The sequence below is a fragment of the Kocuria sp. KKT182 genome, assembly GCF_055635395.1.
This window is the reverse complement of record NZ_CM145757.1, coordinates 3,115,016-3,141,508: the sequence shown is the minus strand read 5'-3', so window position 1 is coordinate 3,141,508 and position 26,493 is coordinate 3,115,016. Positions and strand designations below refer to the sequence as shown.

Sequence of the window (26,493 nt, the reverse complement as noted above, 5' to 3'; positions counted from 1 at the left end):
GCGGATGCGGATCGCGCTCTGGACGGACGTCTTCGCCCCGAACGTCGACGGGGTGGTGACGCGCCTGACACGCACCCTCGACGAGCTCGGGGACCTCGGCCACGAGGTGCTCGTGCTCACGCCGGGGGATCCGCCCGGGCACTGGGGTCCGCACCGGGTGGTCAGCGCCCCGTCCGTGACCTTCCCCTGGTACCGGGACGTCCGGGGAGGCCTGCCGTCCCCGCGCGTCGAGCGCGCCGTGTCGGCGTTCCGCCCCGACGTGGTGCACGCCGTGAACCCGGTGTGGTTCGGCGCGTGGGGCGCGCTCTCCGCGCGGGCGCGGGACCTGCCGCTGCTGGCGTCGTTCCACACCGACGTGCCGCAGTACATGAGCGTGCTCGGGCACGGGCTCGGTGCCCTGCGCCGGCCCGTGGAGCGGTGGATCCGCACGACCCACAACCTCGCCGAGGTCAACCTGTGCACGTCGGGGCCCATGGTGGACCGGGCCGCGGCCCTGGGCGTGCACCGCGTGGCCCTGTGGCCCAAGGGTGTGGACACCGACCTGTTCCACCCCGCCAGGGCCTCCGCCGCGATGCGCTCGCGGCTCACCGGCGGGCACCCCGGGGAGCGGCTGGTGCTCTCCGTGGGGCGGCTGTCGCGGGAGAAGGACGTGGCGGCGCTGCTCGAGCCGATCCGGCGGCTGCCGGGCACCCGGCTCGCCGTGGTGGGCGACGGCCCGCACCGGCCGGAGCTCGAACGGCGCTTCGCGGGCACCCCCACGGTCTTCCCGGGGCGGCTCGCCGGGGAGGAGCTGGCGGCCGCCTACGCCTCGGCGGACGTGCTCGCGTTCCCGTCCACCACCGAGACGCTGGGGCTCGTGGCCCTGGAGTCCCTGGCGAGCGGGGTGCCGGTGGTCGGCGCCCGGGCCGGCGGCATCCCGTTCGCGGTGGCCGACGGGCGGACCGGGCTGCTCGTGCCGCCCGGCGACGCGGACGCGCTCACCGAGGGCCTGGCCCGGCTGCTCGACGACGCGGCCCTGCGCGCGCGGATGGGCGCGGCCGGCCGGGCGGAGGCCGAGGGCCTCGGCTGGCGGACCGCGACGGCGTTCCTCGTGTCCTCCTACGACGAGGCGGTCCGCCGGCACCGGAGCCGCCGCCCACCGTCCCGCCACCCGCGCGGCTAGATACCCCAGGGGGTACTTGCGCTATACCCCCTGGGGTATTACCGTTGTGCTCAGGACGACGCGGGAACCCCTTCCGGACACGCGTCACCAGCCATCGAACGAAGGAGAGTTTCATGCTGATCGAGCGCATCTACGACGAGGACCTCGCCCAGGCCGGCTACTTCATCGGGTGCCAGCGCACCGGCCAGGCGCTGGTGGTCGACGCCCGCCGCGACATCGACGTCTACCGGGACATGGCCGCGAAGAACGGCATGGAGATCACCGCGGTCACCGAGACCCACATCCACGCCGACTACCTCTCCGGCACCCGTGAGCTGGCCGCGGCCACCGGCGCGGACATCCACGTCTCCGGCGAGGGCGGGGAGGACTGGCAGTACGGGTTCGAGGCCGCCCGCCTGCACGACGGCGACGAGATCCGCATCGGCAACATCGTGGTGACCGCGGTGCACACCCCGGGCCACACCCCCGAGCACCTGTCCTTCCTGGTCACCGACGGCGCCTTCGCCGACGCCCCGGGCTACCTGCTGACCGGCGACTTCGTGTTCTCCGGCGACCTGGGCCGCCCGGACCTGCTGGACGAGGCCGCCGGTGGGGTGGACACCCGCTTCCTCGGCGCGAAGCAGATGTTCGCCAGCCTCAAGGAGAAGTTCCTCACCCTGCCCGACCACGTCCAGGTCTTTCCCGGCCACGGCGCGGGCTCGGCCTGCGGCAAGGCCCTGGGCGCGATCCCGTCGACCACGGTGGGCTACGAGCGCCTCTACGCCTGGTGGGGCCCCTACCTGGCGGCCGACGACGAGGCCGGCTTCGTCGCCGAGCTGCTCGACGGCCAGCCGGACGCCCCGTTCTACTTCGGCCGGATGAAGAACCAGAACCGCCGGGGCCCGGCCGTCATGGGCGAGCGGGCGCCCCTGCCCGAGCTCGACCCGCAGCAGGTCGCGCAGCGGCTGGCGGCCGGCGAGGTGACCTTCGTGGACACCCGCTCCGCGGACGAGGTGCACACCGGGACCGTGTCCGGGGCGCTGAACATCCCGGCGGGGAAGTCCATCGCGACCTTCGGCGCCTGGGCCGTGAACCCCGAGGCCGACGACCGGCCGCTGGTGCTGCTGGCACCCGACCAGGAGGCCGCCCAGGAGTTCTGGGACCACCTGGTGCGCGTGGGCATCGACGCCGTGGCCGGCTACGTCACCGGGATCGAGGGCCTGCCGCAGACCACCCCGCGGCTGGTCTCCCCCGAGGAGGTCGAGACCTTCGACAAGGCCCTCCTGCTGGACGTGCGCGCCGTGAGCGAGCACACCGCCGGCCACATCCCCGGCTCCACCCAGCTGCACGGCGGCCGGGTCCTGTGGAACCTGGACCGGCTCCCGGAGCAGGGCACGATCGTGACCTACTGCCAGAGCGGGCTGCGCAGCTCGGTCGTGGCCTCGACCCTGCGCCACGCCGGCTACGACGTGGTGGAGCTCGAGGGCTCCTACGCCGCCTGGTCCGCCGGGCAGGAGGCCCTGGAGGCCACCCCCGCCCGCTGAGCCCCGCTCCGCTCGGACGGCAGCCCCGCCCCTGACGCCGCGTCCCCCGGTGCCACCGCACCGGGGGACGCGGCGTCCTGCGTGCCCGGTCCCCGTCCTGTGCGCGCAGGACGGCAACCGGGAGCACCCAGCACGCGCAGGACGCCGCCGGAGCCCAGCGGCCGGGGCCCGCACGCGCCCGACCCGTTCACTATTGTCAACACGGACTACCGGCAAGTAGTTTGACGGCACAGCAGTCCGTCGGACGCGCTCCGGATCTCCGCGAGCTCCGCGGTGCACGCCGCACGACCAGCAGCACGACATTTCCTGTCGCCCCCGCCGCCGCGCGGACCGGCGACGCGGGGGGAGGTCCTGCCGCGCGCTGCCGGCCGCGGGGCGACCCCGGGGCGACGACCGAGCACAGGAGACACAGGACATGACTGCTGGAAAGACATGGGCGGCCACGGGCGCCACCGCCGCGATGCTGGCCGGAGGCCTCCTCCTCGGGGCCCCGGCGGCCGTCGCGGCCCCGGGGGACCCCGCCTGCCTGCAGGCCACGGCACAGCTGGACGCGGCGCTGGCGGGCGCCGGGCTCACCCCCGAGTCGCTCGGGGCGCTCGACCTCTCGGCCGAGGCCGTGGCCGCCGCCGAGGCGCAGTACGCCGCGCTCGTCGAGGGCGCCGGCGGACCCAGCCTGCAGGAGCTGGAGGCGGCCGCGGCCGCGCTGATGGCGGCCCAGGAGTCCGGCGACGCGGAGGCCGTCGCCCTGGCCGAGGCCCGTCTCGTGGAGCTCGACCAGCAGCTCACCATTGCGCTCGGCACGCTCGACCCCGCCGTCGCGGAGCAGGCCGTCGCCGACGCCGCCGTGGCGTTCGAGGCGCTCCTGGCCGAGCTGGCCCTCGACGAGAGCGCGGTCGACCAGTTCCTCGTGCTCCTCGAGCAGGCCGTCCTGGCCTGCGAGGCGCCCGCAGCCCCGGCCCCCGTGGCACCGGTGCTCCCGGCCCCGGCGGAGCCGGCCCCGGCCCCCGTCGTGGCGGCGCCGGTCGAGGCAGCACCCGTCGTGGCAGCACCCGTCGAGGCGCCCATCGAGACCGCACCGGTGGAGGTCAACGCGGGCCTCAACATGCAGACGGCCGTCGCGGAGCAGGAGCAGCGCCCCGGCGCCGGCCTGGCCGCGGGCCTGCTCGCCGCCGGGATCGCCGCGGGCGCGGCGGGCGCGCTGCGCCTGCGGCGTCGCAGCCGGTCCTGAGCCGCCCGCCGTCCCGGCGGCCCCACGGGCCCCGGGACGGCGCGGCCCCGAGCCGCGCCGAAGCCGCCCGGGGGTCCGCCCGGAGGAGGCCTCGGGACGGAGGAGGCCCCTAGCTCCGGGTCACGGCGCTGCTGCCGGCCGTCGGGGCGGTCGGCGGGTCCAGGACCGCCACGAGCCGGGCGAGGTCCTGGGCCGCGGCCATGACGAGCCGGTCCTCCGCCCGGGAGGGGTCGGTCAGATCGGAGTGGAGCCGGCCCACCAGGGAGCGGACCCGCTCGGCGGCCTCCTCCGGATCCTCATCCGCGGCCCACGCCCGCACCGCGTCGGCGGCGGACTGCACCGCCTCGCCGAGCCGGGCGGTCAGGGCCGCGGGCACCAGCCAGTCGTGCGCCTGGTGGTCGTAGAGCTCGCGCACCGCGTCCGTGAAGCCCCGGAGGTGGAAGATGACGTTCTCGAGCTTCAGCAGGGAGTCGTAGCCCGGGTCCCCCGGGTCCGCGGCGGGTCGCCGCCGCCGCCGGAGCACCATCCGGGGGTTGCCGCGGGCGCTGCGCGCCGACTCGTCGACCGCCTCGCGCACCTCGCCGGTGATCCGCACCAGGGAGTGGTTGCGCCGGCGCCAGTCCCGTCCCCCGGTGGTCCCGGGCTCGGCGAGCTCCCCGGCGACGTCCTCGAGGTAGTCGACGACGACGTTCTGCAGCCGGTCGAGCTGCAGGCGGGCCGTGCGGAAGTCCAGGGGCGGGAAGACCGTCACGTTGACGAGCAGCCCGATCGCCACGCCCACCGACATCTGGACGAGGAAGCCCGCCGAGAAGCCCTCGGCGTCCTGGCCGCCGACGATGAGGACGAACAGGGCGCCGACCGGGACGTACTCTGCCCCGGCCCCGAGCCGGCGGATGCCCGCCAGGAGCACGCCCACGCCGACCGCCACCGAGACCGTCACGAGGTTGGGGTCACCCACCAGCAGGACTCCTGCGGCCAGCATGATGCCCAGGGCGATGCCGGCCACCGTCTGCAGCCCCGCGCGCACCGAGCCCAGCACGGTCGGGTACATCGCGGAGATCGCGCCCAGCGGGGCGTAGTACGGGTAGTCGTCGATCACCCCGGGCATCCGCTGGGCCACGACCCAGGACAGTGCCACGGCGAGCGAGGTCTTGAGGGCCAGGAGGATCCGGGCGCCGCGTATCGTCTGCACCCGGACATCCTACGGACCGGCCGGTAGGATCGAGCCCGCCGACCGCTCCCCCCGGGGAGCCCGCCCCCGAGGAGCACCCCCATGAGCCGACCGCCGCACCGGCGCCTGCTGCTGGTCCTCGCCGTGGGAGCCGGCGGGGCGCTGGGCACCGGCGCCCGCCACGGACTCGCCCAGCTGGTGCCGACGGTGGCCGGCTGGCCCCTGGCCACCCTGACCGCGAACCTGCTCGGGGCGTTCCTGCTGGGGATGCTCCTGGAGGTCCTCCTGCGGCGCGGTGCGGAGACCCCCCGCGGGATGCTGCTGCGCCTCGGCGCGGGCACCGGGGCGCTGGGCGGCTTCACGACGTTCTCCTCGCTCGCCCTCGAGACGGAGCGGCTGCTGACCGGCGGGGCCGCGGGACAGGCGCTGGCCTACGTGGGGATCTCGCTGTTCTGCGGGTTCCTGGCGTGCCTCGCCGGCACCGTCCTCGCGGCCCGCGGGCGGCGCGCGTGACCGCCCTGCTGATCTGCCTCCTCGGCGGACTGGGCGCGATGGCCCGGTTCGCGGTGGACGGGACCGTGCGACAGCGGTGGGGGACGTCCTTCCCCGCCGGGACCGTGGTCGTCAACGTGAGCGGCTCGTTCCTGGCCGGTCTCCTGTCCGGGGCCGCACTGGCCGGGGTGCTGGGCGGGCCCGCGGCGTCGGTCGCCGTGATCGGCTTCTGCGGCGGATACACCACCTTCTCCACCGCGATGGCCGACACCGTGCGGCTGGTCCGGGACGGCAGGACGCTCCGGGCGGTGCTCAACGCCGCGGGCACCGGCGCGCTGACCGTGCTCGCGGTGCTCGCGGGGCTGGCCGCGACCGCACCGCTGCGCTGAGCGCGGCCGCCCGGCCGGTCTCAGACCCCTACGCGCAGCTCGTTGCCGGGGATGGAGGCCAGCAGCTGCCGGGTGTACGGGTGCTGCGGGTCGGTGAAGATCTCCTCGCTGGCGCCGGCCTCCACCAGCCGGCCGTCCTTCATCACGCACACCTCGTCCGAGATCAGCCGGACCACCGCGAGGTCGTGCGAGATGAACAGGTAGGACAGCCCGAACTCGTCCTGGAGCCGCCCCAGCAGGTCCAGGATCTGCTTCTGCACGAGCACGTCGAGCGCGGACACCGGCTCGTCGCACACGATCAGCTCCGGCTGCAGGGCGAGCGCCCGGGCGATCGCCACGCGCTGGCGCTGGCCGCCGGAGAGCTCGTTGGGGTAGCGGCTGACCGTCGAGGGCGGCAGGGCGACCTCCTCGAGCAGCCACTTCACCCGGTCCTGGCGCTCCGCCCGGGTGCCGCGGCCGTAGGTGGACAGCGGCTCCTCGACGATCCGCCCGATCGTGAACATCGGGTTGAGGGACGAGTACGGGTCCTGGAAGATCGGCTGGACCCGCTGCCGGAACGCAGCCAGCTGCCTGCCCCGGAGTCCCGTCACGTCCTGGCCGTCGAAGCGGATCGACCCGGAGGTGGGCTCGTAGAGCTTCAGCAGCATCCGCGCCGTCGTCGTCTTCCCCGACCCGGACTCGCCCACGATCGCCACGGTCCTGCCGCGGGGCACCGTGAGGGAGACGTCCTGGACCGCGGTGAAGTCCGCCTGTCCCAGCCGGCCCTTGAAGACCTTGGTGAGGTTCTCGATCACCACCAGCGGCTCCCGGGCGGCGGGGGCCGCGATGCCTCCCGCCGTCGGGCCCGAGGCCGACGGACCGGCCACCGCCGGAGCCGCCGCCGTCGTCCCCGCTCCCCTCCGGCCCGGCGACGGGACGGCCTGCCGGCCCACCCGGGCCGCGGCCACCGAGGGCGCCGCCTGCACGAGGCGGCGGGTGTACTCGTCCTGCGGGTCCTCGAGCACCCGGGCGGACGGGCCGGCCTCGACGATCCGCCCGCGGTGCATCACCACGATGTCCTGGGCGCGCTCGGCGGCCAGGCCCAGGTCGTGGGTGATGAGCAGCACGGACGTGCCGATCTCCTCGGTCATCCGCTCGATCTGGTCCAGGATGGTGCGCTGCACGGTGACGTCGAGGGCGGACGTCGGCTCGTCGGCGATGAGCAGCCGCGGCCGGCAGGCGAGACCGATCGCGATGAGCGCGCGCTGGCGCATGCCCCCGGAGAACTCGTGCGGGTACTGCCGGGCGCGCCGCTCGGGCTCGGGCAGCCCCGCGGCCGCGAGCGCCGCCACGACCTTCTCGTCCACGTCCCGGCGGGTGGCCAGTCCGTGCACGAGCAGGGTCTCGGCCACCTGGCGGCCGACCGTGGTCACGGGGTTGAGGTTGGACATGGGGTCCTGCGGGACGAGCCCGATCTGCCGGCCGCGGATCCGCCGCATCCGCGCCTCGTCCAGGCCCACGAGCTCCTGGCCCGCGAAGCGGACGGAGCCGCCGGTCACCCGGCCGTTGCCGGGCAGCAGCCCGATCACGGACATGGCGGTGGTGGACTTTCCCGAGCCGGACTCCCCCACGATGGCGAGGGTCCGGCCCTCGCGCAGCGTCAGGGACGCCTCGTGGACGGCCTGGACCGGTCCGTTCATCGTGCTGAAGGCCACGGCGAGGTTCCCGACCTCGAGCAGCGGGGCGGGGTCCGCCCCCGGGGCGTGGTTCTCCGGTCTCATCGGTCGGTGCACCTCACGCGGTTCGTGACTTGGGGTCGAGGGACTCGCGCAGGGACTCCCCCAGCAGGGTGAAGCCCAGGGCGGTGACGGCGATGCACAGGCCGGGCAGGAACGCCAGCTGCGGGGCGATCGACAGCTCGGCCTGGGCGTAGGTGAGCATGCGGCCCCACTCCGCCGTCTGCGGCACGCCGCCGCCCAGGCCCAGGAAGGACAGGGCGGCCGCGTCGATCACCGCGGTGGCCAGCGTCAGGGTGCCCTGGACGATGACCGGCCCGGTGCTGTTGGGCAGCAGGTGGCTCATGGTGATGGTGCGGCGGGACAGGCCCAGGGTCTGGGCGGCGAGGATGTAGTCGGCGCCCCGCTGGGACAGCATCGAGGAGCGCAGCAGGCGGGCGAAGATGGGCACCTGGGAGGCGCCGATCGCGATCATCACGGCCCACTGGCTCTGCCCCATGATCGCGGCGATGGACACCGCGAGCAGCAGGTTGGGCACGGACAGCAGGATGTCCACGAAGCGCATGATCACGCTGTCCACCCAGCCGCCGAGACCGCCGGCCAGCAGGCCGAGGACCATTCCGCCGACCAGGCCCAGGGCGGTGGAGACCACCCCGATCACCAGGGAGGCGCGGGCGCCCCAGATCAGCTTGGACAGCAGGTCCCCGCCGAAGCGGTCCAGGCCCAGCGGATAGCCCTCGACCTCGCCGGGGCCGGGGATGGTGGTGGGGGTGATCTCGGTGCGCCCGGGCAGCTCCTCGCCGCCGAACGGGGCGAGCCACGGGGCCAGGAGGGCCACGAGCAGGAAGACGCCGACGATCACGGCCCCGGCGATGGCCGCGGGATTGCGGCGCAGCCGGCGGAAGGCGTCCTTCCACAGGCTCGTGCCGACCGCCGCGGTGGTGCCCGGGGTGGTCGTGACGGCCTCGGGGCCCTCGGTGTGCGAGGGGCCGGAGGGGGCAGGAGGAAGTGTGGCGCTCACTGGACACGCACCCGGGGGTCGATGAGGCTGTAGGAGATGTCCACCAGCAGGTTGATCAGGGAGTAGGCCAGGGCGATGAAGATGATGAAGCCCTGCAGCACGGGGTAGTCGAGGGTGAAGATCGCGTCCCGCAGGAACCGGCCGATGCCGTTGAACGCGAAGACGGTCTCGGTGAGCACGGCCCCGGAGATCAGCAGGCCGGTCTGCAGGCCGATGGTGGTGACCACGGGGAGCATGGCGTTGCGCAGGATGTAGCGGCCGCGGATCAGACCGCGCGTCAGGCCCTTGGCGCGGGCGGTGCGCACGTAGTCCGCGCTCTGGACCTCCAGCACGGAGGCCCGGGTGATGCGCACGATGATCGCCAGCGGGATGGTGCCCAGGGCCACGCCCGGCAGGACCAGGTGCAGGAGCGCGTCCCACGCCGCATCCCACTCGCCGGTGAGGAGGCCGTCGAGGACGAAGAAGTTGGTGTGGTGCGTCGCGTCGATGCGCGGGTCCTGCCGTCCGTCCGCCGGGAAGAGCGGGACCTGGATCGCGAGCAGCCACTTGAGGATGAACGCCAGGAAGAACACGGGGACGGTGACGCCCAGCAGGGACAGCACCACCGAGGAGTGGTCCAGGAGCCTGCCGCGGTGGCGGGCGGCCACGTAGCCGAGCGGGACCCCGATGCCCACGGCGAAGACCAGCGCCACGAGCGAGAGCTCCAGGGTGGCGGGGAAGCGGGTGAGGAACTCCTCGACCACGGGCCGGCCGGTCACGATGGAGGCGCCGAAGTCCCCCCGGAGGAGCTGGCCCGTGTAGACGACGTACTGCTCGAGCAGGGGGCGGTCGAAGCCGTAGACCTCGTTGATGCGGGCCACGGCCTCGGGGGTGGCCTTGTCCCCCAGCAGGGCGGTGGCCGGCCCGCCGGGCAGGGCGCGGACCCACGCGAAGAGCAGGACCGACAGGCCGAGGAGGGTGGGGACGAGCAGGGCGAGCCGCTTGCCGATGACGCGGAGCATTCCGGTCCTTCCGGACGGAGAGGGGCAGAGGGGAGGACCGCCGGGAGGACGGCGGGGGCGGTCCGGGGCGGCGCGCTGCGCCGCCCCGGACCCGGGCTCACTCGCTGAGCTCGATCCTGTTGAAGACCTCGTCGTTGACCGGGCTCACCGGGTAGGACTCCACCCGGGGGTCGAAGGCCAGCGACGGCGCCGGGTTGGCCAGGGGCACCGCCGGCAGCAGCTGCATGATCTGCTCGTTGATGTCCTCGTAGACCGGCGTCTGCTCCTCGACGCTGGTCAGCTCGCGGGCCTCGGCCAGCGCCCGGAACAGCTCGGGCTCCGCGAAGCCGAACTCGGGCTTCTCCCGGCCGAAGAACACGCCCACGAAGTTGTCGGTGTCGTTGTAGTCGCCGGTCCAGCCGAGCAGGTGCAGGTCGTGGTCCGGGGTGCCGTTGATGCGGTCGAGGTAGTCCGGGGACCACTTGTCCGGCTGCGGGTTCACGGTGATGCCCACCTCCTCCAGCTGCGCGGTGAGCGTGGTGAACGTCTGCTCGGGGTTCGGCATGTAGGGGCGGGAGACGCCGGTCGGGTAGCTGAAGTCCAGCTCCAGGCCGTCGGCGTAGCCGGCCTCTGCGAGCAGCTCGCGGGCCCGCTCGGGGTCGTACTCGTACTCGGTGACGTCCTCGTTGTAGCCGTTGACGGACTCCGGGATGAACTGGGTGGCCACCGTGGTGCCCTCGGGCAGCGTCTGGGAGACCAGGGCCTCCTTGTCGATGGCGTGCGCGATGGCGCGGCGGACGTCGACGTCCGCGAGCTCCTCCTGCGCCTGGTTGAAGCCGAGGTACAGGATCGTGAACGGGTCGCGGGTGACCACGTTGTAGCCGGCGTCCGTCAGGGCCTGGGTGTCGGCCGGGGCCACCAGGTCGTAGCCGTCCACGCTGCCGGACTCGAGCGCCTGGCGGCGGGCCTGGGGGTCGTCGATGATCCTGAAGATCACGTCGGTGACCTGGCCCTGCTCGCCCCAGTAGTCGTCGTGGGCGGCCAGGACCACCTGGTTGCCCACGTCCCAGGAGTCGAACCGGAACGGTCCGGTGCCCACCGGGTGGCCCTGGGCGTACTCGGAGAGCTCCGGGGACTCCTCCGTGCCGCCGGCGGTGTCCGCGCCGTACTCCTCGAGGGCCGTGGGGGACTGCATGGCGAACGCCGGCAGGGACAGGGCGGCGATGAAACCGGCGAACGGCTTGTTCAGGGTCACCTCGGCCTCCCCCTCCCCCGTGGCCTCGCAGCCGGAGTAGATGGCGTCCTCGGGGGCGTCCGCGAAGCCCTTGAACAGCGAGCCGTAGTAGTAGGCCATGTTCTCGGACTGCAGGAGGCCCTCGAAGTTGTACCAGCGCTCGAAGTTCGCGCAGACGGCCTCGGCGTCGAACGCCGTGCCGTCGTGGAAGGTGACGCCCTCCCGGAGCTGGAACGTGTAGGTCCGCCCGTCCTCGGACTGCTCCCACGACTCGGCGAGCAGGGGCTCGGGGTCCGCCGAGCCCTCCTGCACGCCCACGAGACCCTCGAAGATCTGACGGGAGACGCGGAAGGACTCCCCGTCCTGCGCGAACGCCGGGTCGAGGGTCTTGGGGTCGGACGACGCCGCGAAGACGAACGTGCCGTCGACGTCGCCGCCGCCGGCGGCCTGGGTGGCGTCGGCTCCTCCCTCCTCGCGGTCCGAGGAGAGGCATCCGGTGAGGACGAGGGCGGCCACGGCGGCCAGGGAGGTGACGGCGAGGGGGCGGCGGGCGCGCACCGGACGGAATGGCGTGGACATGAACGGACTCCTCGAGGGGCGAGCGGCAGGACCGGCTCCGGGTGGCGGAGCGGGGACGCGGGTCCCCGGACTGCCGGCAGGCGTGTGACGGGTACCACACGGTACAAGTGATACCACGAGTTGCACTCAAGTCATCTCATGCCCGCGTGGCGGGCATGTTTCCGATCGCGCACACCGGTTCGTCCGTTCCCGGCGCACCCGGGCGACCCCGACCGTTTCACCAGCAAGCTTGCTATTCTGCTGGGAGCACCCGTCCCAGCACGTCCCACCGGAAGAGAGCAGGACCCCGTGGCCGAGATCAATCCCGAGCAGGCACGCAACGACCCGAAGAAGGCCGGTGACGCCCTGAACGAGGAGTCCGGCCTGAGCATCGAGGGCGACACCCCTCCCGACGCCGGCTCGGGCGTGGGCCCCACCAACCCCGAGCTCGACGTCGACCGGCCCGGCGACTCCTCGAAGGGGAAGCTCGCGCTGGCCGTCATCATCGGCCTCGTGGCGCTGTTCGTGGTGCTGTGGTTCGTCGGCGCCGTCGTGGGGATGTTCTGAGCCCGCCGACCTGAGGCACCCGACCGTCCCGGCCCGCCGCCGGGCGGGGGCGGGCCGGGACGGCGCTCACGGCCGGCCGGCGTCCCCGTCGGCGCCGTCGTCGTCCGGGTCGGCGTCCTCGTCGTCCTCCTCCGTCCAGTCCTCCGAGGACGGGCCCATCATGGCGAAGCGCTCGCCGTCCGGGCCGGCGGCGAACACCAGCTCCCCGTAGCCGAACTCCTCCGGCTCCTGGACCAGCGCGCCTCCCGCGGCGACGACCCGCTCGGCGGCGGTGTCGGCGTCGTCGACCTCGAAGCAGACCCACCACAGCGGCGGCGCCTCCTGCAGGTGGTCGACGTCCTCGGCGGCCACGCCGATGCCGCCGGCCGAACGGTCCATGCCCGGGACCGTGAACACCGCGTACGCCTCGTGCCGCGTCCCGATGTCCTGGTACGTGTAGCCGAAGACCTCGGCGTAGAACCGCTCGGCGGCTGTCTGGTCGGTGGTCAGGAGGTCGCACCAGGCCACGGTCCCGTGCTTGCCGACGATGCTGAACCCGGTGTGCTCCTGCGGCTGCCACACCCCGAAGGCCGCCCCCGTGGGATCGATCCACACGCCCATGGTGCCGAAGCTGCCCACGGCCATCGGCTCGAACAGCTGCCGGGCACCGGCCGCCACCGCGGCCCTGCCCGTGGCCACGATGTCGTCGGACGCGAGGTAGACCGCCCACGCGTGCGGGTCGTCCTCCATCTCGGGCAGCGCGGGGGACATCCCCGCCACCGGCTGGCCGTCCACCAGGGCGTTGCAGTAGCCGCCGTACTCCGGGTCCGAGGGCGTGAACCGCCACCCGAGCACGCTCGCGTAGAAGTCCATGGAACGGTCGAGGTCCGAAACCATGATGTCCGCCCAGCACGGAGCCCCCGTGGGCCATCGGTCGATGCGCTCGGTCATCCCTGAGTCCTCTCGTCGCGCGCCGGATCGGGTTCCGCCCGGGTGCCTGCGACGCGGGCCGCACCCGCGCGGTCCTTCGTCCCCCCATGCTCGTCCCCCGCGTCCCGATTGGGAACACCTCCCGCCGAGAAGCGGGGGCGGCCCGCACGGCCCCGGGCTCCGGGGCCGGGCATTAACATTCCTCGTTTCCTGACGGCGCCCCCGATCCGTTCCTAGACTCGGAGCCAGGACAGGGGTCACGGCCGCGGCCGGAGCCCTCCCCGGGGGATCGACGAGGACAGCATGCGTGCGTGGTGGATCGATGAGCCCGGTCCCGCGGCCGGCGGGCCGATGCGCTTCGGGCAGTGCCCCGACCCCGTGCCGGGGCCCGGGGAGCTGCTCCTCCGGGTGCGGGCCTGCGGGGTGTGCCGCACCGACCTGCACCTCGTGGAGGGCGACCTCCCGCTGCACCGGGCGGGGGTGATCCCGGGCCACGAGATCGTCGGCGAGGTGGTGGGCGCGGGTCCCGGCTGCGCCCGGTTCCGGAAGGGCGAGCGCGTGGGCGTCGCGTGGCTGCGGCACACCTGCGGCCGCTGCCGGTTCTGCCGCCGCGGCCGGGAGAACCTCTGCACCGCCCCGCGCTTCACCGGGTGGGACCAGGACGGCGGCTACGCGGAGCTCACCCTGGCCCCGGAGGCCTTCGCCTACCGTCTGCCCGAGGAGTTCGACGACGAGCACGCGGCCCCCCTGCTGTGCGCCGGGATCATCGGCTACCGGGCGCTGCGGCGGGCCCAGCTGCCGCCCGGGGGCCGGCTGGGCATCTACGGCTTCGGCGCGTCCGCCCACCTCGCCGCCCAGGTGGCCCTGCACCAGGGCGCGGAGGTCCACGTCATGACCCGCTCGGAGGCGGCGCGCGAGCTGGCCCGCGACCTGGGCGCCGCCTTCGTGGGGGAGGCCGACGAGCCTCCCCCGGTGCCGCTGGACGCGGCGATCCTCTTCGCCCCCGTGGGCACCCTCGTCCCCCCGGCGCTGCGCGCCCTGGACCGGGGCGGCACCCTGGCCGTCGCCGGGATCCACCTCAGCGACGTCCCGGCCCTCGACTACGCCGCGGAGCTCTTCCAGGAGCGGCAGCTGTGCAGCGTGACCGCCAACACCCGGCAGGACGGCGAGGAGTTCCTGCGGCTGGCCGCCCGGCTGGGGCTGCGGCCCACCACCGTCCCCTACCCCCTGCGCGCCGCGGACCGGGCCCTCGCCGACCTGGCCGCGGACCGGATCACGGGGGCCGCCGTCCTGCGCGGGTGAGCCCCGGCCCCACCGGCCCCGGGCCCGGCCGGGACCGAACCGCACCGCGGGGAGCGCACCGCACCGCAGGGCAGCGGACCCGGGAAGCACATCGAAGAGACCACCCGCCGACATCCCGCGGACGCCCCGCACCGGGCTCCGGCCACCGCCCGACTCCTCAGGAGCTCCTGTGAACGAGCACCCCGCCTCCCGCCCACCCCGTCCGGCCGACCGGCAGGACGCTCCGCGCCGCACCAGACCCGGGCAGTGGGTGCTGCTGGTCCTGGGCACCCTGCTGACCGCCCTGGGCCTGGCGGCGCTCGTGAGCGGTCTGGTCCTCGCCGGCGCGGCCGCGGCCCAGCAGGACGGGCGCTTCCTCACCGCGTCCCCGGACCGGCACCAGACCATCACCTACGCCCTGGTGGGCCCGCCCGCCGTGCTCGACGTCGGCGACGCCCAGCTCTCCCCCGTGCCCTTCCTCGACCAGCTCGGCAGGGTGCAGGTGCGCGTGACGGCCGCCGACCCGCAGCAGGACATCTTCGTGGGCGTGGCCGAGACCGCCGACGTCGACCGGTACCTCGACGGCGTCGCCCACGCCGAGCTCGGCCGCGCCACGGAGTCCGGGGACGACACGCGGGCCCGGGTGCCCGGCGAGCGGGTGCCCGACCGGCCCGGGAACCAGACCTTCTGGGCCGACTCGGACCAGGGCCCCGGCACCCGGGAGCTGACCCTGGACCTGCGCTCGGGCAGCTGGACGCTCGTGGTGATGAACGCCGACGCCACCCGGCCGGTCTGGGCGGACCTGCAGCTCGGGGCGCGCTCCGACCTCCTGGGCCCCCTGGCCGGCGGCCAGCTGGTCGGCGGGCTGGCCGGGCTGGTCGTGGGTCTCCCGCTGCTGCTGCTCGGCGCCGCCGGACTCGGCCGGGACATCGACCCGCGCACCCCGCCGCGCGGCACGGGCCCGGGCGCGGCCCTCGCCGAGGACCCGGGGCGGGACCGGACCCCGCCGCCGGTCTCGCCCGTGCGCCTGACCGGCTTCCTCGACGCGAGGCTGTCCCGGTGGCTGTGGCTGGTCAAGTGGCTGCTGGTGATCCCGCACCTGATCGTGCTGGCCGTGCTGTGGTTCGCCCTGGTGGTCACCACGGTCGCCGCCGGGTTCGCCATCCTGTTCACGGGCCGGTACCCGCCCTCGTGGTTCTTCTTCAGCGTGGGGGTCCTGCGGTGGAGCTGGCGGGTGGCGTTCTACTCCTACTCGGCCCTGGGCACCGACCGGTACCCGCCCTTCACCCTGGCCCGCGCGGACCATCCGGCGCAGCTGGAGGTCGCCTACCCGGAGCGGCTCTCCCGCGGCCTCGTGCTCGTGAAGTGGTGGCTCCTGGCGATCCCGCACCTGCTGATCGTGGGGGTGCTCACGGGCGGAGGCACGTGGAGCACCACCCGCAGCGGCGACGACGGCACGACGACCACCAGCTGGGGACCGTCCCTGCTCGGGCTGCTCGTGCTGGTGGCCGCCGTGGTCCTGCTCTTCACGGGCCGGTACCGTCCCGAGCTGTTCGCGCTGGTCGTGGGCATCAACCGCTGGGTCAACCGGGTCCTCGCCTACGTGCTGCTCCTGCGGGACGAGTACCCGCCGTTCCGGCTCGACCAGGGGCCGGTCGAGCCCCGGTCCCCTGCGGCCGCGCCGGTGCCCTGGTCCTCCCCGGCGCCCGACCGGCCGCACGACCGGCCGCAGGACCGGCCCGGGGACGGACCGGTCGACCAGGGACCGGCCCGCTGACCGGACGGCCTCCGGGGCAGGTCGCCCCGTTCGGGGAGTCCCGTCCCGGGAGGGCCGCTCAGCGGAACCGGACGCCCTCGATCCGCGCCCGGAAGAACTCGCCCTCGGCCTGCCGGTCGGTGCCCCGGGCCCAGCCGGCGCGCAGGACGGTGGCCACGCGCACGCCGGCGAGATCGGCCTCCTCGGAGAACGCGACCCCGAAGGGGTGGCGGCCGTACCCGGTGCCGTCGGGGTCGCCCCACCGCTGCATGCTCAGCTCCCGGAGCCGGCCGTCCGGGTCGACCCGGATCAGGGCGTCCTCGCGCTCCCCGTCGAGGACCCAGGTCATGACGGCGGTGTCCGGGACGGGCCCCTCCGACCACACGGCGGCCGGGCAGGCCGACGGCACGACGACCGCCTCGCCGGCGAGCCGCCCGGCGGCGCTGCGCGTGATGTCCGGTCCCGCGGCGGACAGCACGGGCACGAGGCCCAGCAGCCGCCACCGCAGCTCGCCCCCGCCGGGCCCGTACCGGTCGTAGCCCGCGACCGGCAGACTGAGGACCCGGGTGCGGGCGGCCCAGACGAAGCCGATCCCGGGGGTGATGAGCTGCCGGGCGGAGAAGGGGCGCCGCGCGGCAACCGCCCGGTCACGGCCGGACCCCGAGCGGCACGGCTGCGGCCGCGCGGGCGCCCGGCCCCCGAACGGGGACGGGGACGGGAACGGACGGCGACAAGGTCCGGGACCGGGTCATGCCTCCCAGGCTAGACCGCCGGACCGGTGCCGGCCCCGCGGCGGGCGCCGGAGCCCGGCGACGCCCTGAATCCTCGGTCGCACTCGGACACGGGACCCGTCGGTGGAGCAGGATGTCCCCATGCGCGTGCACCGGCGCCCGGGGCCCGCATGCCGGTCAGGCGTTGACTGCCGGCGGCGCCCGCACCAGCATGAGTGCCACGGGCCGCCCGCGGAGCGGCCGCCGGGACCCCGAGTCCCCGAGCACCGGGAGGACGACCATGACGCGCATCGGCACCAGGAGGAGCACCCGGTGGAAGGACCTCACGCCGGGGCAGCGGACCGCGCTGCTGACGCTGGCGTCCGTGCAGGTCTCACTGGCGGCCACCGCCTGGGCGGACCTCGCTCTGCGGCCCGCGGCGGAGGTCAACGGCGGCAAGGGGAAGTGGGCCGCGATCATCGCCGTCAACTTCGTGGGCCCGGTCCTGTACTTCCGCCGCGGCATCCGCCGCTGAGCGGCCCCGGGACGGGGACCCGGGCCTCCCGGTCACGGATCCGGGATAACGATTCAGCACGGCACGGAGAACACTTAGCGATCGCATACGCACGGATCTAGACTGGTCCCACCAGCAGTTCCGTCCGCTCGGCAGAGGGCGGTCACCGGTGGACCCACGGTCCCGGGACCCCGGCCGAGCGCACGGCCGATCGCCGGGCGGTGGGGGCCGACCGGCGTCCCACCCGCCGTCCGGCGCTCCGGACCGAGTTCTCCGCTCCACGGAACCTGGAGGTTCCACCATGAAACGCTCACCGACGGCCCGGCTGCTCACCGGGCTCTCCGCGGCGGCGCTGGCCACCACCGGCATCGCTCTCGCCGGACCGGCCCACGCCGTGTCCACCCAGGGGTTCCTCTCCTACGTCGACGGCTGGCGGGTCGGCCAGCACGTGCGCGAGCTCGCCGACGTCAACGGGGACGGCCGCGCCGACGTCGTGGCCTTCGGCGACCCCGGCGTCTTCGTCGCCCTGGGCCAGACCAACGGCACGTTCGCCGCGCCGGTGCTGAGGGTCCGCGACTTCGGCACCGCGCAGGGCTGGCGCACCGACCGGCACCCGCGCACGGTCGCCGACGTCGACGGCGACGGTCGGGACGATCTCGTCGGATTCGGCTACGCCGGCGTGATCGTCTCCTACGCGCAGCCCGACGGCAGCTTCACCGCGCCGCGGCTCAAGGTCCGCGACTTCGGCTGGGACCAGGGCTGGCGGGTCGACCGGCACGTCCGGGAGCTGGCCGACCTCTCCGGGAACGGGACGGCGGACATCGTCGGCTTCGGGTACTCCGGCGTGACCGTCTCCCACGGCCGGGCGGACCGCACCTTCGACGGCACCGGCAAGCGGATCGACAGCTACGGCTGGGACCGCGGGTGGCGGATCGACAAGAACCCCCGGTTGCTCGCCGACATGGACGGCAACGGGACGGCCGACATCGTGGGCTTCGGCGACGCCGGCACGTACGTCTCCTACTTCTCGGCGCTCGGGGACACGTTCACCCAGCCCGCCCTGGAGATCCGCGACTTCGGCTACGCCCAGGGGTGGCGCGTCGACCAGCACCCCCGGGTCGTCGGCAACGTCAGCGGTCACCTTCCCCCGGACGTGGTCGGCTTCGGCCACCGCGGGGTCCTCGCCGCCTACTCCCGGCCCTCCGACCCGGGCGAGCCCAGGTACCAGCCGGTCTCGCTCGAGCTCGCCGACTTCGGCGCCGCGCAGGGCTGGCGCACCGACCGGCACCCCCGGGACCTCGCGGACATCAACGGCGACGGGATCCTGGACGTGGTCGGCTTCGGCAACGCGGGCGTGCTCGTGGCCTACGGGGACGACGACTTCCTGACCGGGCCCGAGCTGACGTCCGGCTCCTTCGGCTGGGCGGCCGGCTGGGACCCGGCGCGGTATCCGCGCCTGCTCGGGGACGTCGACGGCGACGGCCGCGACGACGTCGTCGGCTTCGGCTACTCGGCCACCTACGTGGGCTTGTCCTGAGCACGGGCCCGGGGCGGCCGCCCGGCCACCCCGGGCCCGCGGCTCAGGTGAGGAATCCGCGCAGGGACCGCTCCGCGGCCCGGTAGGTGGCGGCGTCGATGGTCTCGCCGTCCAGGAACCGGTCGATCACGCGCGGGTCCGTGTAGGAGCTGCGGGCGATGGCGGGGGTGTTGCCCAGGTGCTCGGCGACCTCCCGCATGGCGGCGGACACGGCCTTCTTCCGGGCGCTCTCGCTGGGGCGGGTGCCGGCGCGGGCGGCGAGCGCCATCGCGGCGGTCACCGTGCCCTGCCAGGTGCGGAAGTCCTTGGCGGTGAAGTCGGGGCCGCACCGGTCCCGCACGAAGTCGTTGAGGCGGGCGCTGGTGATGCCGGTCCACTGCCCGTCCTCGTCGCGGAACGCGAGCGCGGTCTCGTCCGGGCCGCGCTCCAGCAGGGGCGCGAGCGCGGCGGCGAGGTCGGCGTCCCGGAGGTCCAGCGTCCAGCGGTGCCCGCTCTTGCCGGGGAAGTCGAGGTGCACGTCCCGGCCGTCCACCCGGACGTGCCGGACCAGCAGGGTGGTGACGCCGTAGGAGCCGTTCGACTGGGCGTACTCCTCGTTGCCGATGCGCAGGGCGGCCTCGTCCATGAGCCGGAAGGCCGCCGCGCAGGCCTTCTCCTCCGTGGCGCCCTCCGTCCGCAGCAGCCGGGTGACGGCCGGGCGGGCCTGCGGGAGCGTGTCGCCGAAGTCGAGGACGCGGTCGAACTTCTCGCGGTCCTTCAGCTCCCGCCACCGGGGGTGGTAGATGTACTGGCGCCGTCCGGCGCCGTCGACTCCCGTGGCCTGGATGTGCCCGTTGGGCTGGGGGCTGATCCACACGTCCTTCCAGGCCGGGGGGATCGCCAGCCCGCGGATCCGGTCGAGCTCGTCCCCGTCCTGGACCTTCGTGCCGTCGGCGTGCCGGTAGGCGAACCCCTTGCCGTACCCGCGGCGGGTGATCCCGGGACGGCTGCAGTTGCTGCGCCGCAGGCGCGGCGTGCGGGGCGTGCGGGGTTTCGCGGGGCTCTGCTGCGCGGCGGCCATGGTGTCCTCCCGGGTCGGCTCCGGGAGCACCCCGGGAACACCAAGTCTACTGACTGTCGGCGTCCGCGCGGACGAGGCCCGCGGCGGGTCCGGTCAGGGCTCCGAGCGGGTGTACGCCGCGGCGCGCACGGCGTCGTCGTCCTCCAGCCCGGCGCCGAGGGCCCCGCCCACGGTGGCGAGCGTGGCGGTCAGCCACGCGAGCTTGACGTACTCCACCGCCCCGGCCGGGGCGCCGATCACCGCCGCGAAGACTCCGCCGTCCACGAGCAGCAGCGCCCCGAGCCAGGACAGGGCGAAGACCGCGAGGTAGAAGACGGAGACGCCGATGGCCACGGTGGCGGCGGTGGCGAGGTTGAACAGGGCCACCTGCTCGCGCTCGGCCCGCCGGCGCGGGCGCTCCCACAGCCGGGCGCCGACGACGAGGGCACCGGTCACCGCGGCGATCGACAGCAGACCCAGCAGCCCGAGCCGCCAGGGCCCGTAGGCGGCGGCGAGCAGCCACAGGTCCGAGGCGACCAGGGTGAGCACGCCGGTCGCCGCGGCCAGGGCGAGCGTGCGGGACAGCCGCACCACCAGGGTCCACGGCCGGTTGGCGCGGATCATCCCGAGCAGCAGGCGCACGTTGCCGCCGAGGACGCGGGCCGTGAACTGCACGGCGTTGTCCTCGGGCCGGTCCTCCAGGTTTTCCGACCGCTGCCGCGCCCGCCGCACGAGCTCCTCCTGCGCGTCGGCGTCGTCCGCGTCCTCCGTGTCGTGGCCGAGCAGGTGGCCGACCACCCGCACGGTCGTCTGCCGCACCTTCTGCCCCACGTGCAGCGCGCCGAGGGCCGGGACGGCGACCAGGCCCACGCCGTGCACGGGGCTCAGCTGCGTGAGCACCGGGCTGCGGCCGTCCTTGAGCGGGACGTCCGTGAGGACCACGACGAGGTCCCAGTCCTCGTCCAGCATCCGGTCGCGAGCGGCCTCGAGCAGGTCCAGGCCGTCGGCGGGCGGGACGACCAGCCGGTCGGTCACCGCCGCCACCCGCCAGCGCACCCCGGGATAGCGCGCGTGCAGCGGCCCCGGCAGGGAGGCCGCGAGGTCCCGGGGCAGGGCGCCCGCGATCTGCGGGGAGAGGACGAGGCCGACCAGCAGCTCGGGCACGGAGTCGTGGGCGGGCTCGTGGCCGGGGGTGGGGTCGGCGGTGGCGGAACGGTCGTCGGGCACCGCTCAATCCTGGGGCAGGTCCCGGGGAAACGCCACTCGGGGTCCGGGCGGGCGGGGCCCCGCCCGCCCGGACCCCGAGTGGGGCCGCGTCGTGCTCAGTGCACGGGCATCCGCCCGGCCACCGGGTTCTCCAGGGTCCCGGCGTACTGCAGGGACGCCGCCTGGTCGGTCAGGTCGACCATCTGCAGGGTGTTGAGCAGCTGCAGCCGGTTGAGGCAGGAGTGCTCGAACCGGGGCGCGAAGAGCGGCACGCGGTCCGCGCCGGCCGGGTCGGCGTCGGCGACGTCCTGGAGGCACCGCGCCGCGAGGTCCCAGAACTCGTCCGCGGCCAGCAGCCCGTCGGCCTCGAGCAGGCCCGCGAGGTGCCGCAGCACGCCGTCGAACACGTCCGTGTGCACGGACAGCGCCGCCGTGGCGGGCGGCACCACGTGGCGGATCCGCTCGAGGCCCTCCGGGAGGGGACGGTCCGTGACGACGGCGACCTCCTCGCCGATGTCCTTCATGACCGCCCGCCGCGGGACGTGCCCGGCCAGGACGAGGACGACGTTCTCGCCGTGCGGCATGAACACGAGGTCGTGGGCGAGCAGGCACCGGGCCACCGGGGCGAGGTACACGGCGAGCAGCCGCCGCACCCAGTCCCCGGCGTCCAGCCCGGACGCGCGCACGTGCACGGAGACCAGCGGCGTGCCGCCGGCGTCGACGTGCAGCAGGGACGCGAGGGTCGCGAGCCGCTCCCCGTCCGCGAGCCGGGGCACGGGGCTCTCCCGCCACAGCGCCGCGAGCATCTTCGTGTGCGGGCCCTCCTCCCCGTGGCCGGAGGCGGCGGCGCGGTGATACGCGTCCCCGGTGTAGCCGACCGCGGCCACCTCCCGCAGGACCGAGAACCCGGCCTCCGCGAGCACCGGGTCGGCCGCGATGACGTCGGCGACCCAGTCGTTGATCGCGGGGGTGTCGCGCATGTACCGGGGGGAGAGCCCCCGGAGGAAGCCCATGTTCTGCACGGCCAGGGCGGTCTTCACGTAGTGCCGGTCGGGACGGGAGACGTTGAAGAACGTGCGGATCGACTGCTGCGCCCGGTGCTCGTCCCCGGTGGTGCCCAGCAGCACGAGGTCCCGGCGGGCGAGGTCGGGGGCGAACGTCACCGCGATCCGGTGCTCCCACTGGTGGGGGTGCACCGGCAGGGGACGGTAGTCCTCCGGGTCCAGGCCCAGACCGGTCAGCCGGGCCCGGAAGCGGGACCGCACGGCCGGGTCCAGCTCGCCGGCCCACAGCTGCTCCTCGGTGCGGCCGCGCCCGGTGTCGAGGCGGCTGAGCTCCCGGCGGACGGCGAGCCACACGAGGCGCACCGGACGGGCGGCCTCGGGGGCGAAGCGGTCGTGCTCGGTGACGCCCATCCCGATCCGGCCGTTGTTGGCCACGAAGCCCGGGTGCCCCTCGGTCATCGCCGCCTCGACGTCCTGGAAGCCCGCCTCCGCGAGCGCGGCCGAGGGCCGGGTCCGGTGCACCAGCTTGTACGCGGCCGAGGCGAGGGTCCCGGCGATCTCCTCGAGGTAGGTCGCCAGCAGGTGCGGGGGGATGCCGAGCGCGGGGGCCAGCTCCGTGACCAGCGCCTGGGCGTCCGGCTCGGCGTCCGCGCCGTCCACGGAGCGGCGCAGCGAGCCCTCGTCCAGCACCCAGTGCTCCAGGGCGGTGCGCCGGGCGCGGAACCGGTAGCGGACCCGGTCCCCGCCGGTGCGGACCTCGTAGAGCCCCTCCCCCACGGGCTCGGGGGCGATCAGCCGCTCGTGGGCGAACTCGGCCAGGGCCTTGCAGCACAGGTGGCGGTGGGCGGTCCGCATCGGGTGCAGGCCGAGGTGGGCGGGCCCGTCGTCGGCCTCCTCCCCGGGGACCGCGACGGGGACCACGGCGGGGACCACGGCGGTCGCGGGGCCCAGCTCGGAGGCCGCGAACCCCTCGGGGGTGCACGTGCTGAGCAGCGCGGTCTTGCCGGGCAGCTCGAGCGGGCCGTGGACCTCGAAGCCGGCGCGGGCGTTGAGCCGGTGGACGGCGGTGTTGCGGACGTCGGGCTCGACGACGACGCGCCGGGCCCCGCGCGCCTCGAAGAGCCAGCGCAGCGTGGCGGCCATGAGGGCGGCGCTCGTGCCCGGCACGGGGGTCCGTGCGGGGGCGAGGAGCAGGTGCATCCCCACGTCGCCGGGCCGGTGCGCGTAGTGGCCGGGGAGGAGCACCGCGCCGGGGTCGTAGGTCTCGACGAGCCCGAGCGGGACGCCGTCGAGGCGGGCCAGCCACGCGTCGCGGTGCGGGTCCTCGGCGACGGCTGCGAAGGTGCGCCGGACGCGCTCGGGGTCGGCGTCGAGCAGGTCCCAGAACCGGGACCGGGAGTGGGTGAGCCAGGCGTGCAGGAGCTCGACGGTGGTCGCGTCCGGGACGAGCGGCTCAAGGGTCAGGACGCCGCCGGGGGTGGCGAGACGGGCGGGCGCGGGGCGGGCGGTCATGCGGTCTCCTGGGGGATGTCGCGGGGGACGTCACGGGGGACGTCCTGGGCGGCGCCCCGGGGGACGCCGAAGGTCTGGAAGGCGATGGCTGGCTCGACCGGGTAGACCTCCCGGCCCGTGACGGCCCGGAGGATGACGCTGTTGCGGTAGGCGCCCATGCCGAGGTCGGGGGAGGTCAGGCCGTGGGTGTGCACCTCGGCGTTCTGCACCCAGATCCGGGAGCGCTCGTGGTCGACCGCGTAGTCGCGGGAGACGTCGTAGCGGCCGGCGGGGTCCCACGCGATGTCGTCGAGGACCGGGGCCAGGAAGCCGGGCACCTCGGCGCGGTATCCGGTGGCCAGCACCAGGGCGCCGGTGGGGTGCCGCCAGTCGCGCTCGAGCTCGTCGTCGTGCAGGGCGAGGACCAGGTCGCCGCCGTCCTGCTCGACACCCGTGAGGGTGGTGCTCGTGGTCAGCAGGCCGGCGGGGTGCCCGTGCACCGAGCGGCGGTAGAGCAGCTCATGGATGTCGTTCACCAGCTCCGCGCTGATCCCCTTGTAGAGGCTGGCGTGCTCGCGGTTGAGCCGGTCCCGCCGGTCCGCGCCGAGGCCGTGGAAGTGGTCCACGTACTCGGGGGAGGTCAGCTCGAGGGTGAGCTTCGTGTACTCCATGGGGAAGAACCGCGGGGAGCGGGTGATCCAGTCCACCCGCGGGCCGCCGGCGCCGGAGCGCTCGAGCAGGTCGCGGTAGACCTCGGCGGCGGACTGGCCGCTGCCGAGCACGGTGACGCTCCCCCGCCCGAGCAGCTCCTCGCGCCGGGGCAGGTAGTCGCTGGTGTGCAGGACGGTGCCGGCGGCGGGGTCCACGGCGGCGGGGTCCACGCCCGCGGGCACCGCGGGCACCGTGCCGACGCCGAGGACCAGCCGGCGGGCCCGCCACTGCTCCGTCCCGGCGGCCGTCCGGGCCGTGACCACGTAGGCGTCGTCGGCGGGGTCGCGCTCGACACCGACGACCTCCCGGCCCCAGCGCAGGCTGTCGAGCTGCTCGCTCGCCCACCGGCAGTAGGCGCTGTACTCGGCGCGCAGCGGGTTGAAGTCCTCCCGGATGTAGAACGGGTACAGCCGTCCGGTCCGCTTGAGGTAGTGGAGGAAGGAGTAGGGGGAGGTGGGGTCGGCCAGGGTGACGAGGTCGGCGAGGAACGGGACCTGGATCGTGGCGTCCTCGAGCATCAGCCCGGGGTGCCAGTCGAAGGCGTCCTTCGCGTCGAGGAACACCGCGTCGAGGTCCTCCAGCGGTGCGGCGAGGCAGGCCAGGCCCAGGTTGAAGGGGCCGATCCCGATGCCCAGCAGGTCGTGGACGTGCCCGGTCGCGGGGGCCATCAGCGGGCCCCCGCCGCGGCTTCGAGCGGGCGGGGCGCGGCACCGCGGGCGGCGGCCCGGACGAGGTCCAGCACGCCCCGGACGTCCTCGGTGGTCGTCGCCGGGTTGAGGAGCGTGAGCTTCAGGCACCGGCGGCCGTCGAGGACGGTCGAGGCGACCGCGGCGCGGCCGGAGTCGAACAGCGCGCTCCGCACGGTCTCCACGAGCCGGTCCGCGGCGTCGTCGTCGGCGTCCGGGGACCGGTGCCGGAACAGGACGGTCGAGAGCACGGGCTCGGCCACCAGCTCCAGGTCGGGGGTCTCGTCCACGATCCGGCCCGCCTCCTGGGCGAGCTCCAGCACCCGGTCGAGGGCGCGGCCGATCCCCTCGGCGCCGACGGTGCGCAGGGTCATCCACAGCTTCAGGGCGTCGAAGCGGCGGGTGGTCTGCAGGGACTTGTCCACGAGGTTGGGCCGCACCGCGTGCCGGGGGTTCAGGTACTCGGCGCTCCACGTGGAGAAGCGCAGGCTCCGCCCCTCCCGCAGCAGCAGGGCGGAGGCGGCGACCGGCTGGAACCAGGACTTGTGGAAGTCCACGGTGACGGAGTCCGCCCGTTCGATCCCGTCCAGCCGGTGGCGGTGGGCGGGCGAGACGAGCAGGCCGCCGCCGTAGGCGGCGTCGACGTGCAGCCAGACGCCGTGGGCGGCGCACGCCCGGGCGACGTCGGCCAGGGGGTCGATGGCCCCGAGGTCCGTGGTGCCGGCCGTGGCCACGACCGCGGCGACCTCGGCGCCGGACGCGGCGACGTCGTGCAGGACGCGCTCGAGAGCGACCGGGTCCAGGGCTCCGCCCCGGGCGGCGGGCACGGGCACGACCGCGTCCGCGGACAGGCCCAGCAGGTGCGCCGCCTTCGCGATGCTGAAGTGGGCGTGCTCCCCCGCCACGATCCGCAGCCGCCCGAGCCGCTCCCCGCGGGACGCCGGGTGCGCCCGGGACAGGCGCTCCTCCCGGGCCGTGAACAGCGCCTGGAGGTTGGACTGGGTGCCGCCGGTGGTGAACACGCCGTCCGGCTCGCCCGCGGCGGGGAAGCCGATCCGCGCGGCGGTCCAGTCCACGATCCGCTGCTCGACCAGGGTGGCGGTGGTGCTCTGGTCCCAGGTCTCGACCGCCGTGTTCACCGCGGCGGTGAGCGCCTCGGCGGCCACCGCCGGGATGGCCACGGGACAGTTGAGGTGGGCCATGTAGCCCGGGGCGTGGAAGTGCACGGCGTGGTCGAGGTAGAGCCGCCGGGTCTCCTCGACCACGGCGCCGAGGTCCCCGAGGGGCCGCTCGAGGTCCACCGCGGCGACCAGCTCCTCGAGCTCCTCGGGCGTGGCGGCGGAGCGGGGGCTCCGGGCGCCGGCGAGGTGGACGGCGAGCACGTCGACGGTCTCGTGCAGGGCGCGGGCGTACTGCGCCGGGGTGTCGTGGGTCAGCAGGAAGTCGTGCATGGGCTCCTCGCAGGGGGTGGACGGGGCCGCTCGGGCCCCTCGTGGAGTTAGGCAAGGCATACCTAACCACATCGGCGGAGCGATTACATCATGCTCGTGTTGCGTATTCGCCGGATCACGCCCTAGGGTGATCCCTGTCTTCCGGGTTAGGCAACCCT

22 protein-coding genes are annotated in these 26,493 nt (G+C 74.8%); 10 read left to right on the top strand and 12 right to left on the bottom strand.

The features are described 5' to 3' along the window. The first annotated feature begins 4 nt into the window (after positions 1 to 4). The 3 genes from ACZ2G1_RS14615 to ACZ2G1_RS14605 all read left to right on the top strand — a co-directional run bounded on the left by ACZ2G1_RS14615 (position 5) and on the right by ACZ2G1_RS14605 (position 3,913). Entirely contained in the window at positions 5 to 1,162 is a 1,158-nt protein-coding gene (locus tag ACZ2G1_RS14615; protein ID WP_336650528.1) for a glycosyltransferase family 4 protein, read from the top strand. Positions 1,163 to 1,275: 113 nt separating this feature from the next. Continuing rightward, complete coding sequence (locus ACZ2G1_RS14610; RefSeq protein ID WP_470377063.1) at positions 1,276 to 2,685, top strand: MBL fold metallo-hydrolase; 1,410 nt, start codon at positions 1,276 to 1,278, stop codon at positions 2,683 to 2,685. Between the two features lie 415 nt (positions 2,686 to 3,100). Continuing rightward, a complete protein-coding gene (locus tag ACZ2G1_RS14605; protein ID WP_470377062.1) occupies positions 3,101 to 3,913 on the top strand; it encodes a hypothetical protein in 813 nt (270 codons plus the stop codon). Between the two features lie 109 nt (positions 3,914 to 4,022). Here the strand turns inward: ACZ2G1_RS14605 and ACZ2G1_RS14600 are convergent, their stop codons facing one another. Next, on the bottom strand, positions 4,023 to 5,105 hold the full coding sequence (locus tag ACZ2G1_RS14600; protein WP_470377061.1) for an FUSC family protein: 1,083 nt from the start codon (positions 5,103 to 5,105) through the stop codon (positions 4,023 to 4,025). An 81-nt stretch (positions 5,106 to 5,186) separates the two neighbouring features. Between ACZ2G1_RS14600 and ACZ2G1_RS14595 the strand changes: the two genes are divergently transcribed. Together ACZ2G1_RS14595 and ACZ2G1_RS14590 are read left to right on the top strand one after the other, a co-directional pair. Then, the gene (locus ACZ2G1_RS14595; RefSeq protein WP_095650291.1) at positions 5,187 to 5,597 is read left to right on the top strand and encodes a fluoride efflux transporter FluC; all 411 of its coding nucleotides are present in this window, start codon (positions 5,187 to 5,189) and stop codon (positions 5,595 to 5,597) included. After that, a complete protein-coding gene (locus ACZ2G1_RS14590; RefSeq protein WP_109243137.1) occupies positions 5,594 to 5,965 on the top strand; it encodes a fluoride efflux transporter FluC in 372 nt (123 codons plus the stop codon). Before ACZ2G1_RS14595 ends, ACZ2G1_RS14590 begins: the two co-directional genes overlap by 4 nt. A gap of 20 nt (positions 5,966 to 5,985) precedes the next feature. On the opposite strand, the gene ACZ2G1_RS14585 is transcribed toward ACZ2G1_RS14590, so the two are convergent. From ACZ2G1_RS14585 to ACZ2G1_RS14570, 4 genes are all read right to left on the bottom strand, one after another. Next, positions 5,986 to 7,725 carry an ABC transporter ATP-binding protein gene (locus ACZ2G1_RS14585; RefSeq protein ID WP_470377060.1) on the bottom strand — a complete coding sequence of 580 codons (1,740 nt, stop codon included), beginning with the start codon at positions 7,723 to 7,725 and terminating at the stop codon, positions 5,986 to 5,988. Between the two features lie 13 nt (positions 7,726 to 7,738). Next, complete coding sequence (locus ACZ2G1_RS14580) at positions 7,739 to 8,701, bottom strand: ABC transporter permease (protein WP_017834715.1); 963 nt, start codon at positions 8,699 to 8,701, stop codon at positions 7,739 to 7,741. Next, positions 8,698 to 9,702: an ABC transporter permease gene (locus ACZ2G1_RS14575; protein WP_017834714.1), complete on the bottom strand. Its 1,005-nt coding sequence runs from the start codon at positions 9,700 to 9,702 to the stop codon at positions 8,698 to 8,700. Before ACZ2G1_RS14575 ends, ACZ2G1_RS14580 begins: the two co-directional genes overlap by 4 nt. A gap of 97 nt (positions 9,703 to 9,799) precedes the next feature. Continuing rightward, on the bottom strand, positions 9,800 to 11,494 hold the full coding sequence (locus ACZ2G1_RS14570; RefSeq protein ID WP_470377059.1) for an ABC transporter substrate-binding protein: 1,695 nt from the start codon (positions 11,492 to 11,494) through the stop codon (positions 9,800 to 9,802). Between the two features lie 288 nt (positions 11,495 to 11,782). Here ACZ2G1_RS14570 and ACZ2G1_RS14565 point away from each other — a divergent pair, with 288 nt between their 5' ends. After that, positions 11,783 to 12,040, top strand: a complete 258-nt coding sequence (locus tag ACZ2G1_RS14565) for a DUF6480 family protein (RefSeq protein WP_017834712.1) — start codon at positions 11,783 to 11,785, stop codon at positions 12,038 to 12,040. Positions 12,041 to 12,106: 66 nt separating this feature from the next. Here ACZ2G1_RS14565 and ACZ2G1_RS14560 read toward each other — a convergent pair whose 3' ends face one another. Continuing rightward, the gene (locus ACZ2G1_RS14560; protein ID WP_035923377.1) at positions 12,107 to 12,970 is read right to left on the bottom strand and encodes a VOC family protein; all 864 of its coding nucleotides are present in this window, start codon (positions 12,968 to 12,970) and stop codon (positions 12,107 to 12,109) included. Between the two features lie 282 nt (positions 12,971 to 13,252). Between ACZ2G1_RS14560 and ACZ2G1_RS14555 the strand changes: the two genes are divergently transcribed. Both ACZ2G1_RS14555 and ACZ2G1_RS14550 read left to right on the top strand, forming a co-directional pair. Then, entirely contained in the window at positions 13,253 to 14,251 is a 999-nt protein-coding gene (locus ACZ2G1_RS14555) for a zinc-dependent alcohol dehydrogenase family protein (protein ID WP_017834710.1), read from the top strand. Positions 14,252 to 14,420: 169 nt separating this feature from the next. Continuing rightward, positions 14,421 to 16,007 (top strand): DUF4389 domain-containing protein, encoded by a 1,587-nt coding sequence (locus ACZ2G1_RS14550; protein WP_470377058.1) that lies wholly within the window; start codon positions 14,421 to 14,423, stop codon positions 16,005 to 16,007. A 58-nt stretch (positions 16,008 to 16,065) separates the two neighbouring features. Here the strand turns inward: ACZ2G1_RS14550 and ACZ2G1_RS14545 are convergent, their stop codons facing one another. After that, positions 16,066 to 16,578 (bottom strand): DUF6544 family protein, encoded by a 513-nt coding sequence (locus ACZ2G1_RS14545; RefSeq protein ID WP_470377734.1) that lies wholly within the window; start codon positions 16,576 to 16,578, stop codon positions 16,066 to 16,068. Between the two features lie 419 nt (positions 16,579 to 16,997). Here ACZ2G1_RS14545 and ACZ2G1_RS14540 point away from each other — a divergent pair, with 419 nt between their 5' ends. Both ACZ2G1_RS14540 and ACZ2G1_RS14535 read left to right on the top strand, forming a co-directional pair. Further along, complete coding sequence (locus ACZ2G1_RS14540; RefSeq protein WP_017834706.1) at positions 16,998 to 17,231, top strand: hypothetical protein; 234 nt, start codon at positions 16,998 to 17,000, stop codon at positions 17,229 to 17,231. 280 nt (positions 17,232 to 17,511) lie between these two features. Next, on the top strand, positions 17,512 to 18,747 hold the full coding sequence (locus ACZ2G1_RS14535; RefSeq protein WP_470377057.1) for an FG-GAP repeat domain-containing protein: 1,236 nt from the start codon (positions 17,512 to 17,514) through the stop codon (positions 18,745 to 18,747). Positions 18,748 to 18,790: 43 nt separating this feature from the next. Here the strand turns inward: ACZ2G1_RS14535 and ACZ2G1_RS14530 are convergent, their stop codons facing one another. From ACZ2G1_RS14530 to ACZ2G1_RS14510, 5 genes are all read right to left on the bottom strand, one after another. Further along, complete coding sequence (locus ACZ2G1_RS14530; protein WP_052132701.1) at positions 18,791 to 19,807, bottom strand: DNA topoisomerase IB; 1,017 nt, start codon at positions 19,805 to 19,807, stop codon at positions 18,791 to 18,793. 93 nt (positions 19,808 to 19,900) lie between these two features. Then, positions 19,901 to 21,013, bottom strand: coding sequence for a hypothetical protein (locus tag ACZ2G1_RS14525; protein ID WP_109221383.1), 1,113 nt, complete (start codon positions 21,011 to 21,013; stop codon positions 19,901 to 19,903). A 95-nt stretch (positions 21,014 to 21,108) separates the two neighbouring features. Next, positions 21,109 to 23,508 (bottom strand): GNAT family N-acetyltransferase, encoded by a 2,400-nt coding sequence (locus ACZ2G1_RS14520; protein ID WP_470377056.1) that lies wholly within the window; start codon positions 23,506 to 23,508, stop codon positions 21,109 to 21,111. After that, positions 23,505 to 24,866, bottom strand: a complete 1,362-nt coding sequence (locus ACZ2G1_RS14515) for a lysine N(6)-hydroxylase/L-ornithine N(5)-oxygenase family protein (RefSeq protein WP_109221385.1) — start codon at positions 24,864 to 24,866, stop codon at positions 23,505 to 23,507. Before ACZ2G1_RS14515 ends, ACZ2G1_RS14520 begins: the two co-directional genes overlap by 4 nt. After that, a complete protein-coding gene (locus ACZ2G1_RS14510; RefSeq protein WP_109221386.1) occupies positions 24,866 to 26,335 on the bottom strand; it encodes a pyridoxal phosphate-dependent decarboxylase family protein in 1,470 nt (489 codons plus the stop codon). Before ACZ2G1_RS14510 ends, ACZ2G1_RS14515 begins: the two co-directional genes overlap by 1 nt. Positions 26,336 to 26,493 lie beyond the last annotated feature (158 nt).

Bases quoted from the DNA above. Each gene is read 5' to 3' on its own strand.
- ACZ2G1_RS14615 (WP_336650528.1), top strand. From the start codon at position 5: ATGCGGATCGCGCTCTGGACGGACGTCTTCGCCCCGAACGTCGACGGG.
- ACZ2G1_RS14610 (WP_470377063.1), top strand. From the start codon at position 1,276: ATGCTGATCGAGCGCATCTACGACGAGGACCTCGCCCAGGCCGGCTAC.
- ACZ2G1_RS14605 (WP_470377062.1), top strand. From the start codon at position 3,101: ATGACTGCTGGAAAGACATGGGCGGCCACGGGCGCCACCGCCGCGATG.
- ACZ2G1_RS14595 (WP_095650291.1), top strand. From the start codon at position 5,187: ATGAGCCGACCGCCGCACCGGCGCCTGCTGCTGGTCCTCGCCGTGGGA.
- ACZ2G1_RS14585 (WP_470377060.1), bottom strand. From the start codon at position 7,725: ATGAGACCGGAGAACCACGCCCCGGGGGCGGACCCCGCCCCGCTGCTC.
- ACZ2G1_RS14575 (WP_017834714.1), bottom strand. From the start codon at position 9,702: ATGCTCCGCGTCATCGGCAAGCGGCTCGCCCTGCTCGTCCCCACCCTC.
- ACZ2G1_RS14570 (WP_470377059.1), bottom strand. From the start codon at position 11,494: ATGTCCACGCCATTCCGTCCGGTGCGCGCCCGCCGCCCCCTCGCCGTC.
- ACZ2G1_RS14560 (WP_035923377.1), bottom strand. From the start codon at position 12,970: ATGACCGAGCGCATCGACCGATGGCCCACGGGGGCTCCGTGCTGGGCG.
- ACZ2G1_RS14555 (WP_017834710.1), top strand. From the start codon at position 13,253: ATGCGTGCGTGGTGGATCGATGAGCCCGGTCCCGCGGCCGGCGGGCCG.
- ACZ2G1_RS14540 (WP_017834706.1), top strand. From the start codon at position 16,998: ATGACGCGCATCGGCACCAGGAGGAGCACCCGGTGGAAGGACCTCACG.
- ACZ2G1_RS14535 (WP_470377057.1), top strand. From the start codon at position 17,512: ATGAAACGCTCACCGACGGCCCGGCTGCTCACCGGGCTCTCCGCGGCG.
- ACZ2G1_RS14530 (WP_052132701.1), bottom strand. From the start codon at position 19,807: ATGGCCGCCGCGCAGCAGAGCCCCGCGAAACCCCGCACGCCCCGCACG.
- ACZ2G1_RS14520 (WP_470377056.1), bottom strand. From the start codon at position 23,508: ATGACCGCCCGCCCCGCGCCCGCCCGTCTCGCCACCCCCGGCGGCGTC.
- ACZ2G1_RS14515 (WP_109221385.1), bottom strand. From the start codon at position 24,866: ATGGCCCCCGCGACCGGGCACGTCCACGACCTGCTGGGCATCGGGATC.
- ACZ2G1_RS14510 (WP_109221386.1), bottom strand. From the start codon at position 26,335: ATGCACGACTTCCTGCTGACCCACGACACCCCGGCGCAGTACGCCCGC.